The organism is Methylophaga sp. UBA3192, assembly GCA_002363955.1.
Lineage (GTDB): Bacteria > Pseudomonadota > Gammaproteobacteria > Nitrosococcales > Methylophagaceae > Methylophaga.
The window spans coordinates 375,965-386,776 of the sequence record DEXE01000007.1 but is presented as its reverse complement, the minus strand read 5'-3'; the positions used below and the strand labels follow the sequence as shown (position 1 = coordinate 386,776).

Below are 10,812 nucleotides of genomic sequence, written 5' to 3'. Positions count from 1 at the left end.
GCCTTGTTAGTAAATGAAGAGGGGAGAAAATCATGACATTTGAATTGATTGATACATATACAGCAAATGCGGTTATCAAAGTCATCGGTGTCGGTGGCGGTGGCGGTAACGCTTTGGAACACATGGTGGCCAATAAAATTGAAGGTGTGGATTTTATTTGTGCCAATACAGATGCTCAGGCGTTACGTAAAAGTAATGCCACTACGCATCTACAATTAGGTACTGATATCACCAAGGGGCTTGGTGCGGGTGCCAATCCGGATGTTGGTCGTCAGGCCGCATTGGAAGATCGTGAACGCATTATGGATGTGATCCGCGGCGCAGATATGGTCTTTATTACTGCCGGCATGGGTGGTGGAACGGGTACCGGTGCTGCTCCAGTAGTCGCTCAGGTGGCTAAAGAAATGGGCATTTTAACGGTTGCCGTGGTGACTAAGCCCTTCCCATTTGAAGGTGGCAAAAGACTGAAAGTCGCTACAGCTGGCATCGAAGAGTTAAGTCAGCATGTAGATTCACTGATTACAATTCCAAATGAAAAACTGCTGAAAGTGTTGGGCAAAGAAATGAGCCTTTTGAATGCTTTTAAATCAGCCAATGATGTACTGCTGGGCGCTGTTCAGGGTATTGCTGAACTGATTACCCGCGAAGGTATGATCAACGTCGACTTTGCTGACGTACGCACTGTTATGTCAGAAATGGGTATGGCAATGATGGGTACCGGTCGTGCTTCAGGTGAAAACCGTGCATCAGAAGCCGCCAGACTAGCCGTTTCCAGTCCTTTATTGGAAGATGTCGATTTGGCTGGTGCCCGTGGTGTACTGGTAAACATTACTGCTGGTCTTGATATGAGTATCGGTGAATTCGAAGAGGTGGGTAATACCATTAAAGAATTCGCATCAGAAGACGCCACAGTAGTTGTGGGTACCGTTATTGATCCGGAAATGACAGATGAATTACGTGTCACGGTTGTGGCGACTGGTTTAGGCGCTGCCAGAGCAGCGGTAGTAAAACCGGTTGAAACAACTGCTTCGCCGCAAATTGAAATTGTCAAGAAACCGATTGATATTGATTATGATGAACCAACTGTTTTACGAAATGGTCGGAATAATGAGCACAAACAAGCGGCTAATGGTGATGTCAATATGGATTATTTAGACATTCCAGCCTTCTTACGCAGACAAGCTGACTAACGTAGATGGTCGAGTAATATAAGCCTATGATATTATTGTCGGATGATTAAACTAGAAGGGGGTAAAGCACCTTGATTAAGCAGCGAACATTGAAAAATGTGATTCGTGCCACAGGTGTAGGATTACACAGCGGTGAAATGGTTTATTTAACATTGCGCCCGGCTGCCCCTAATACTGGCATTATTTTCCGACGAGTCGATCTGGACCCGGTTGTTGAAATTGAGGCCAAAGCTGAAAATGTGGGTGAGACTGCCCTGTCAACCACATTGATACAAAATGGTCAGCGGGTTTCAACAGTGGAACATTTGTTGTCAGCCTTTGCCGGGCTGGGTATTGATAACGCTTATATTGATCTGAATGCAGCTGAAGTACCCATCATGGACGGCAGTGCCGGCCCATTTGTATTTCTGGTGCAGTCTGCGGGTATTGAAGAACAGTCAGTTGCCAAGCAATTTATTCGTATTAAAAAACCGGTATTACTGGAAGATGGCGATAAGTGGGCTAAATTTGAGCCATTTGAGGGGTTCAAAGTCTCTTTTACTATCGATTTTGAACATCCTGCATTTACTGGCAGACCACAACAGGTTGATGTTGATTTCTCCTCCACATCATTTGTTCGTGAAGTCAGTCGTGCCAGAACCTTTGGTTTTATGAAAGATATCGAAAAATTGCGGGAAATGAATCTGGCACTTGGCGGCAGTATGGATAATGCCATTGTGGTCGATGATTTCCGGGTGCTGAATGAAGATGGTCTGCGTTATGAAGATGAATTTGTGCGTCATAAAGTGCTTGATGCCATCGGCGATTTGTATTTACTTGGCCACAGTTTGATCGGTGCGTTTGTTGGCCATAAATCAGGCCATGAAGTAAACAATCGTTTATTACGCAAACTTATCGCCCAGGAAGATTGCTGGGAACTGGTTACATTTGAAGAGGATGCAGATGCCCCGATTGTTTTCAGTCGACCTGCTGCGTCAATTGTAAGTTAGGAATCATCAGACGTTTTACCTCGTTTAGCGAGTTTATGCAGCGCTGTTTTGAGCTGACCATCGTCCATCCCGGCGGCGGTCTGAGCAATCAGCGCTGCGTTGTTATTAGAGATATCAATCATATTTGATTTGGCTGGCCGTGCTGGCTGGTAGTTTGGTTTTACCTTGATTTCAGCTCGTTGAATCTGAACCTTCAACTGACTGGAAAACGTTTTACAAATAGTTGCGGAATGAAAACGTAACAGGCTTGCAATTGCCGCATTTTCAGTGTGAATAATGATTTTGTTATCTGTCATATTCGCCAGCTGGCAATGCCCTACGAACTGTGAGGGTAAAATTTCTTGCAGAATACTGTTAAGCTGGGTTAATTTCTGAGCGCGCTTCGACATTTGCTGTAAATGCTGATTTGTTTGGCAAACAGTGGCGAAATGAAGCGGTTTATTTGACATGTCTCAATCCGGGACGAGGATAAGTATGCAGATTATCATAATATCCGCCGACAATACCGGCCATAAGCATTGGCATTTAAGCCGAGCGAGTTTGATGTTATTAGCGATGTTTCTTTTATCCATGACCATTGCTATCACTGTCACAGCAATGAATTATATTGAAGAAAAGACGGCGCTGACAACGACAGAAGATTCAAAGTTTTTCCCTACGGCACAATTACTTTCTCCCCAAACCGCACCTCATTCCATTAGTGATGACACTACTGCCAATGAAGAAATTCAAGGTTTTTATGCACAGCAGCTAGGTGGCTTACAGGCAGAAGCAATCCGACTAAAAATGCTCAGCCAACGCCTGGCTGAAATTGCCGGTTTCGAACTAAGCGATTTTGATTTGGAGTTTTCACCAGGTATCGGGGGTATTGAAAAATCCGGTGACTGGTTGTCCAACGCTGAATTTGAAGAAAGCCTAGTAAAGCTTTCTCAAGACTTTGCCAATCAACAGGATACCCTGACTGCTTTACAGGATTATTTGATCACAAACGATAATATTACTGGTGCGATTCCAACTGGCAGACCTGTTCAGGATGGATGGATATCGTCTTTTTATGGCTATCGTGTGGACCCTTTTAATGGCAAAAAAGCTTTTCATGATGGAATAGATTTTGCCGGTAAAACGGGTAGCGCAGTAATCTCTGTTGCTGATGGTATTGTCAGTTGGGCTGGTATGCGGGGAGGTTATGGCGGATTGGTGGAAATCGATCACGGCAATGGATATGTAACCCGTTACGCCCATAACAAATCACTGGAAGTCAATACGGGTGACCGCGTCAGCAAGGGTGATGTTATCGCATTGATGGGTTCAACCGGCCGCTCAACCGGTCCGCATGTTCATTTCGAAGTGCTAAGAGACGGTAAATCAGTCAATCCATTTAACTACATCGAATAACGCTTCTTGCAATTGAAAAAAATGTCACCACTTAAAAAAGTGTGGCAGGTCTTTCGATCTTCTTAACAGTACGCGTTATAATCACGCGATTAATCAAACCGTCGTCAATTCGGCACAATTCAACAGGTAGTTTCAGTCATGGTAGGCAAGTTTTTCAGTAAGGTTTTCGGCAGTCGTAACGATCGTGTAATCAAAAAACTGCAGAAACAAGTTGGCCTTATCAATGATTTGGAAAGCGAATACGAAAAACTTGATGATGCTGCCTTAAAAGCCAAAACCACAGAATTCAAACAACGACTCGCAGATGGCCAGACACTGGAAGATATTCTGGTTGAAGCTTTCGCTGTCGTACGTGAAGCCGGCAAGCGGGTAATGGAAATGCGCCACTTTGATGTGCAGCTGATTGGCGGTATGGTGCTCAATGATGGCAAAGTTGCTGAAATGAAAACCGGTGAAGGTAAAACACTGGTTGCAACCCTGGCTGTTTATCTCAATGCGTTAACTGGTGAAGGTGTTCACGTAATTACCGTCAACGATTATCTGGCGAAACGTGACTCAGCCTGGATGAGTAAGCTATACGGTTTCCTGGGATTAACAACGGGTGTCATTGTCAGCGGATTAAGTGGTGATGAACGTCGTGAAGCCTATGCTGCGGATATTACCTACGGCACCAATAACGAGTTTGGCTTTGATTATCTGCGCGATAATATGGCCTTTCGGCTTGAAGACCGCGTGCAACGCCCCCTGAATTTTGCGGTTATCGATGAAGTCGACTCCATTCTTATTGACGAAGCACGGACGCCCCTGATCATATCTGGTCCTGCCGAGGATAGCTCTGAACGGTATGTACAGATCAATTCACTCATCCCAAATCTGACGAAACAGGAAGGTGAAGAAGAGGATATTACCGTACCCGGTGACTACACCGTCGATGAAAAGAACAAACAGGTTCATTTCACTGAGGCCGGTCATGAAAAAATTGAGCAATTACTGACCGATGCCGGTCTGCTCGATGAAGATGCCAGCTTGTACGATGCGGCAAATATCGGACTTATGCACCATGTTACAGCGGCATTGCGAGCGCATGTATTGTTTCATCGGGATGTTGAGTACATTGTGCAGGACGATCAGATTGTAATCGTCGATGAATTTACCGGGCGTACCATGCCGGGCCGTCGTTGGTCTGAAGGTTTACATCAAGCCATCGAAGCCAAAGAGGGTGTGAAGATTCAAAATGAGAATCAAACGCTTGCATCAATAACCTTTCAGAATTATTTCCGTCTGTATAAAAAATTATCCGGTATGACCGGTACCGCTGATACGGAAGCATACGAATTACAATCGATTTATGGGCTGGAAGTTGTCGTCATCCCGACACATCGGCCAATGCAACGTAAAGATGAAGCGGATCGTATTTACCTGACAGCCAAAGAAAAATTTGATGCAATTTTGTTGGACATTCAGGAATGTATAAAACGTAAACAACCGGTGCTGGTGGGTACGGCTTCGATTGAAAGTTCAGAATATCTGGATAAATTACTGACCAAAGCCAAAATTCCGCATGAAGTGCTGAACGCCAAATTCCATGAAAAAGAGGCGCATATCATAGCTGAAGCAGGTAAACCCGGTTCCGTAACTATCGCCACCAATATGGCTGGCCGTGGTACGGATATTGTTTTGGGCGGCAGTTTGGATGCTGAGCTGGATAAATTAGACGAAAATGCTGATGACGCAGCAAAAGCCAGAGTGAAAGCCGATTGGCAGCAACGTCATGACTTAGTGTTACAAGCTGGCGGTTTGCATATTATCGGTACAGAGCGTCATGAATCACGTCGCATTGATAACCAGCTGCGCGGCCGTTCGGGTCGTCAGGGTGATCCCGGTTCAACCCGTTTCTATCTGTCTCTGGAAGATAATCTGATGCGAATTTTTGCTTCGGAACGCATGTCAGGGCTGATGCAGAAACTGGGTATGGAAGAAGGTGAGGCCATCGAGCATCCATGGGTCAGCAGAGCAATCGAGAATGCGCAACGCAAAGTCGAAGGACATAACTTTGATATTCGCAAGCAGTTACTGCAGTTTGATGATGTTGCCAACGATCAGCGTAAGGTGATTTACGAGCAGCGCAATGAATTAATGGCAGCGGAAGATGTGTCTGAAACCATTGTTTCCATGCGCAGAGGTGTTGTTAACGACGTTATCAGTCTTTATATCCCACCAAACAGTATCGACGAACAGTGGAATATCAGTGGTCTGGAACAGGCATTGCGTGATGATTTTGCCCTGGATCTGGATATCAGTGGCTGGCTTGAAGCCGATGATAACCTGCACGAAGAAACCTTGCGTGAACGTATTATTGATGAAGCTGAAGCAGCTTGTCAGGCTAAGGAAGCTACGGTCGGTGCTGAACTGATGCGACATTTTGAAAAAGCCATTATGTTGCAAACACTGGATACACAATGGAAAGAACATCTGGCACAAATGGATTATCTTCGCCAGGGTATTAACCTGCGTGGTTACGCACAAAAAGATCCAAAACAGGAATACAAACGGGAAGCTTTCCAGTTATTCACGGCAATGCTTGATACCTTAAAACACGAAGTTATCAGCTTGATTTCACGTGTCAAAGTGCGTGCCCCTGAAGATATTGCTGCAGTTGACGAACAACGTCGTCAATCAGCGGATGTAGAGTATCAGCATGAAAGTGCATCGGCTGAAGCAGAGAGCGAACACCCTACAGCCAATCAACCGTTAACACGTGATGGCAAGAAAGTTGGCCGTAACGATCCGTGCCCATGTGGCAGTGGCAAGAAGTTTAAAAATTGCCACGGCGCCATTAAATAATGGCAGTCAATCTATCGGCTCCGATTGCTGCTGAATTAAAACCGGTTAAGGGTATCCGCCTTGCCACCGCCAGTGCCGGTATTAAAAAGCCTGGCCGTCAAGATGTGGTATTAATTGAACTGGCTCCAGGTAGTCACACAGCCGGGGTGTACACTCGCAATGCATTTTGTGCTGCACCAGTATTGGTTGCCCGGCAACATCAAACCCAATCAACAACCCGCTTTCTGTTGATAAATTCGGGAAATGCCAATGCTGGAACCGGTGATGCAGGGTTAGTTGCTGCAAAAGCATGTTGTGAGGCGGTGGCTAAGATTGGCCAGTGTGACGCTAATACCGTATTGCCTTTTTCTACCGGCGTAATTGGACAACCATTACCGGTGGATAAAATTACCACTGTATTACCGGAAGCATTTAACCAGTTAAAGGCTGATAACTGGTTGAATGCTGCACATGCCATTATGACCACCGATACTATCCCTAAAGCCCGTAGTGTAGAACTGTCTTTAAATGGACAGCAAATCACCCTGACAGGCATTGCAAAAGGTTCCGGTATGATTCGGCCTGATATGGCCACGATGCTGTCCTACATCGCCACTGATGCGGCAATAAGCACATCTGTGTTGCAAGCAATGCTTGAAATATCGATGGAACAGTCATTTAACAGCATCACGGTGGATGGGGATACGTCGACCAATGATGCCTGTATTTTGATGGCCACCGGTCAGGCGGCTAACCCTTTAATAGATGATATTAACGCCGCTGATGCTCAACAGTTTTTAACCGCTTTGAATGAATTAAGTCGGTTTCTGGCACAAGCGATTGTGCGGGATGGCGAAGGGGCAACCAAATTTATCAGTATTGATGTGCAGCAGGGTGCGGATGTAGATGAATGTCAGCAGGTTGCCTATACGATTGCCCATTCACCACTGGTAAAAACCGCATTATTTGCCTCAGATCCAAACTGGGGACGTATTCTGGCGGCAGTGGGCCGTAGTGGTTTACCTAATCTGGATTTATCAAAAATTGCAATATATCTGGATACCGTTTGTATTGTCGATGGTGGACAACCCGCATCTGACTATACTGAAGAAAAAGGTCAGCAGGTAATGTCTCAATCAGAAATAACTATCCAGGTTAAACTCGGTAGAGGTGATGCCGCTAAAACAGTCTGGACTTGTGATTTTTCTTACGATTACGTGAAAATCAACGCCGAATACCGTACCTGATACGGAGCAGCATATGGATATTGGACAGATCAATACGCTGAGCAAGTTTCTACGTCAGAGTGGTGCTCAATACCGGGTATTTGATATGGGGCGCAGGGTCTGCAAATTAACGCCTGAGCAGTTTGTCAGTTTTGATAATTGTCAGCGCCCCTACCCTTATCCTTTCAAACGTTTAGCTCAAATGGGGATCATTTTCTGGCATCCTGAAATGTCGGAAAAGCAGTATGTCTGGTTTCTGCAATTTCCATTGGATGAACAGGGGCTGTTGGTTCCAGATGCCCGTGATGCGTTCCTGCTGATGTTGTTAGAAAGACTGGGTGAAGCCATGCTGGCTGCAGCAGATGGTGAAAAAATTCAGGGTGCTTTGCGCGATAGCCCCTACACCTTCAAACCACGCCAGGATCGAATGGCCGCTTTCAATGCCCAGGCCACTTATACTTTAAAGTTAGCACCATCGAAATATTATGATACCGCCTATCGGTATTTCACTGGTGATCTGCCACTGGATAAATGGCCTGGACTTGCCATGCAGGGATTGGCAGATTTTGCCATCAGACTGGATACTAATGAAGGTACTTTAGGTTTAATTCAAACGCTGCCAAAACTGCCAGAAGAACCATTTCATAATCTCTGTGTGTTACTGGAACATGCCTGTCCTGCTGCAGGGGTAATAGAAGTGCTGGCTCAGCAGGTTGATATTCAATTACAAGAAAAACAACCCGATACGGCCAGGATTATTTCCTGCTTGCGGGCAGCATCAAACAGCCCCGCGCGTGGATTAGTTGAGCGAATGGTAACCCAGGTACTGAAACATCGCTGCAGTAAGGAAATTGAAGTCCTGGCAATAATTTCGGGGCGAATCTGGCTGGCAGTGGCCAAACCGGCAATCTGTGCGTTGTATCTTGAGCAACTCGCCCTCAATGATGCCGGTCAACCCGGCTTCAGTCAGTTATTGGCCGATCTGTTATTCATTCCCGGTATGCGTGAACCGGTGATGCAGGCACTGCGTAATCCGAAACGTTCGGAATCTCTGGCAAAATCGGTGGGTGAAATGTTCGGCCATTAGGGGCAAGCAGACTAAAGATTCTTATTTACAATATTGGTTTCAAGTCCATCCACAGTGAATTGATTTTTTTCCCGCCAATAGTCTTTTATACCGGTTTCACCTTTGCGTTCAGCCCAGTTATTCAGCAATTCGCGTTCACCGACATAATCCAAATAGGGTACAGCCATGCCACAAGAGGTTTGTACCAGATCAATATCCAGAATAAAGATTTGTCTGGCTCCGGGCAGCGGATCAAACAAGGCATAATGGCTTTTCCATTCGGGGTCATGATGATGTATAGCCTGAGCCTGTCCATAGAGTCTCAGAATTAAAGGCTTTCCTTCAAATGCACAAAACATAATGGTCATACGCGGAATTTCTTCAATATGTGCAGCAGTTTCATTGCCACTGCCAGTCACGTTGAGCCAGGCCACGCGGTTGCTGTTTAATACTCTCAACGAATCCATGCCTTTGGGGGAGACATTAACCCGACTGTCAGCTGTTGCTGTTGCCACAAAAAACAGATGTTGTTTATGAATGAATTCAATCAAGCGGTCCGATAAAGCTGTAAATTGCTGTGCCATTACTTGTCATTGTCTCCGGATTGTTGTGTCAGCATGGAGCGCCAGCTGGATTCGGTCATCATATCCAAGCTGCTTTCCACTCGATCAACAAACACTTTGCCATCAAGATGATCCAGTTCATGCTGAAACAGTCTGGCCATAAAATCATGATATTCCGTTTCAACCAACTCACCATTACGCAACAGATAGCGAACTTTTATCTGCTGATAACGCGGAACAAGGGCACGTAATCCGGGGACACTCAAACAACCTTCCCAGTCTTTTTCCATAGCGTCGGAATGCCAGACAATTTCAGGATTAATAACACTGGTTGCAGGCATATCCGGTGCATAGGGATAACGATCATTGGGATGGCTCGACATAATAAAAAATCGTTGGTTAATACCGACTTGAGTCGCGGCAATTCCCATACCACCACGCTGTTTCACAAATTCAATTAATGCATCAATCTTTTGCTGAAATACCGTAGATTGTATATCGGTGACAGGTTCGGCGATACGACGTAAATCGGATTGCCCCAATTCCAGAATGTCAAAGTCTGTTTTCATATTAATGGTGCCTGCAATGGATCCTGAACCCGGAACCACCCTGCAATACTGTAACGATCCCGCCTGGCGGACAAAACTTCATGCGGAAACTGCTCACTTAGAAAAACCACAAAGGTGCCCATTTCGGGTTCAACTGAGGTAATCAGACTATCATTATTAATGTCATAGATCTGCAATTGACCGCCGTCCTGAGCCTGCCAGAACGGGTTTAAGTACATCACTGTCGTTAATATACGATTTGACTGACCTTTAAATGCATCCACATGCCGTTTGTAGAATGCCCCAGTAGGATAATGTGCATAATGCGCTTCGTAATCAAACAGGCCGAGAAACAAACGTTGATTCATCGCCAGTCGGAAGTCAGCCATATGGGAAAGATAAGCCTGGTCAATGCTGTTAGCCGGATCCAGCCAACGGGTTTCATCACTACGAATATTTTCATTCAATTGATGTTTTTGTTCACGACCTATACCAGCAAGCAACAAGTCATTATGTTCGTCAAGACGGGATACGCGTCGGTATAAATTGTGAGTCAATGCTGGAGGCAACAACTGTGGCAGGATGCAGTAACCATGGGTGGTTAAGGCATCGGCAATCAGATCGAATACGGCATAATCAACAACCGATTGAGTGTTCAATAAAGTCATTCTCCAGATGAAAAAGTGGCTTTGTTGTTGATGAAGAACAAAGCTAAGCCCTTGAAAGGGCGATAGAATGTAGCAGAATTTACGGTTGTAGGGCGATTTATTTTTTTATCGGCACGCGGATTTACCTAAACTTCACGGACACATACCATGTGAACAAACTTTTATTAAAAGCGGTCGCTAGGGCTTGTTGATCTTTCATCTCCACCACTGCTGGAGGCTTTTTTTGTGTCTGACAAGGCGGAAATCACGCCGTGTAGCCCTCCTACATAAGCGATTGACAAATGAGTCTGGAACTCATTTGAACAGCTTAGCGGGCTGCGCAGCGGTGAAATACAGGGATGTAT

The 10,812-nt window shown here is 45.4% G+C and carries 11 protein-coding genes; 6 read left to right on the top strand and 5 right to left on the bottom strand.

Going from position 1 to position 10,812, the window contains the following annotated elements:
- Positions 1-32: 32 nt before the first annotated feature.
- A complete protein-coding gene (gene ftsZ / locus B2337_RS12840) occupies positions 33-1,190 on the top strand; it encodes a cell division protein FtsZ (protein ID WP_292414747.1) in 1,158 nt (385 codons plus the stop codon).
- 71 nt (positions 1,191-1,261) lie between these two features.
- On the top strand, positions 1,262-2,179 hold the full coding sequence (lpxC, locus tag B2337_RS12835; RefSeq protein ID WP_226071202.1) for a UDP-3-O-acyl-N-acetylglucosamine deacetylase: 918 nt from the start codon (positions 1,262-1,264) through the stop codon (positions 2,177-2,179).
- Here the strand turns inward: lpxC and B2337_RS12830 are convergent.
- Positions 2,176-2,628 carry a DUF721 domain-containing protein gene (locus B2337_RS12830; protein WP_292361892.1) on the bottom strand — a complete coding sequence of 151 codons (453 nt, stop codon included), beginning with the start codon at positions 2,626-2,628 and terminating at the stop codon, positions 2,176-2,178. The genes lpxC and B2337_RS12830 overlap by 4 nt on opposite strands.
- Before the next feature lie 25 nt (positions 2,629-2,653).
- Here B2337_RS12830 and B2337_RS12825 point away from each other — a divergent pair, with 25 nt between their 5' ends.
- The 4 genes from B2337_RS12825 to B2337_RS12810 all read left to right on the top strand — a co-directional run bounded on the left by B2337_RS12825 (position 2,654) and on the right by B2337_RS12810 (position 8,710).
- Positions 2,654-3,574: a M23 family metallopeptidase gene (locus B2337_RS12825; RefSeq protein ID WP_292361893.1), complete on the top strand. Its 921-nt coding sequence runs from the start codon at positions 2,654-2,656 to the stop codon at positions 3,572-3,574.
- 138 nt (positions 3,575-3,712) lie between these two features.
- The gene (gene secA / locus B2337_RS12820; protein WP_292361894.1) at positions 3,713-6,418 is read left to right on the top strand and encodes a preprotein translocase subunit SecA; all 2,706 of its coding nucleotides are present in this window, start codon (positions 3,713-3,715) and stop codon (positions 6,416-6,418) included.
- Positions 6,418-7,644, top strand: a complete 1,227-nt coding sequence (gene argJ / locus B2337_RS12815; protein ID WP_292414748.1) for a bifunctional glutamate N-acetyltransferase/amino-acid acetyltransferase ArgJ — start codon at positions 6,418-6,420, stop codon at positions 7,642-7,644. Before secA ends, argJ begins: the two co-directional genes overlap by 1 nt.
- 13 nt (positions 7,645-7,657) lie before the next feature.
- The gene (locus B2337_RS12810) at positions 7,658-8,710 is read left to right on the top strand and encodes a DUF3549 family protein (RefSeq protein WP_292414750.1); all 1,053 of its coding nucleotides are present in this window, start codon (positions 7,658-7,660) and stop codon (positions 8,708-8,710) included.
- A gap of 11 nt (positions 8,711-8,721) precedes the next feature.
- On the opposite strand, the gene B2337_RS12805 is transcribed toward B2337_RS12810, so the two are convergent.
- From B2337_RS12805 to B2337_RS12790, 4 genes are all read right to left on the bottom strand, one after another.
- Positions 8,722-9,273: a pyridoxamine 5'-phosphate oxidase family protein gene (locus B2337_RS12805; RefSeq protein ID WP_292361897.1), complete on the bottom strand. Its 552-nt coding sequence runs from the start codon at positions 9,271-9,273 to the stop codon at positions 8,722-8,724.
- On the bottom strand, positions 9,273-9,821 hold the full coding sequence (gene def / locus B2337_RS12800; RefSeq protein ID WP_292361898.1) for a peptide deformylase: 549 nt from the start codon (positions 9,819-9,821) through the stop codon (positions 9,273-9,275). Before def ends, B2337_RS12805 begins: the two co-directional genes overlap by 1 nt.
- A complete protein-coding gene (locus B2337_RS12795) occupies positions 9,818-10,468 on the bottom strand; it encodes a 2OG-Fe(II) oxygenase (RefSeq protein ID WP_292361899.1) in 651 nt (216 codons plus the stop codon). The genes def and B2337_RS12795 overlap by 4 nt, the downstream gene beginning before the upstream one ends.
- A 164-nt stretch (positions 10,469-10,632) precedes the next feature.
- Positions 10,633-10,812: hypothetical protein (locus tag B2337_RS12790; RefSeq protein WP_292363265.1), on the bottom strand; the 180-nt coding region annotated here is incomplete at its 5' end.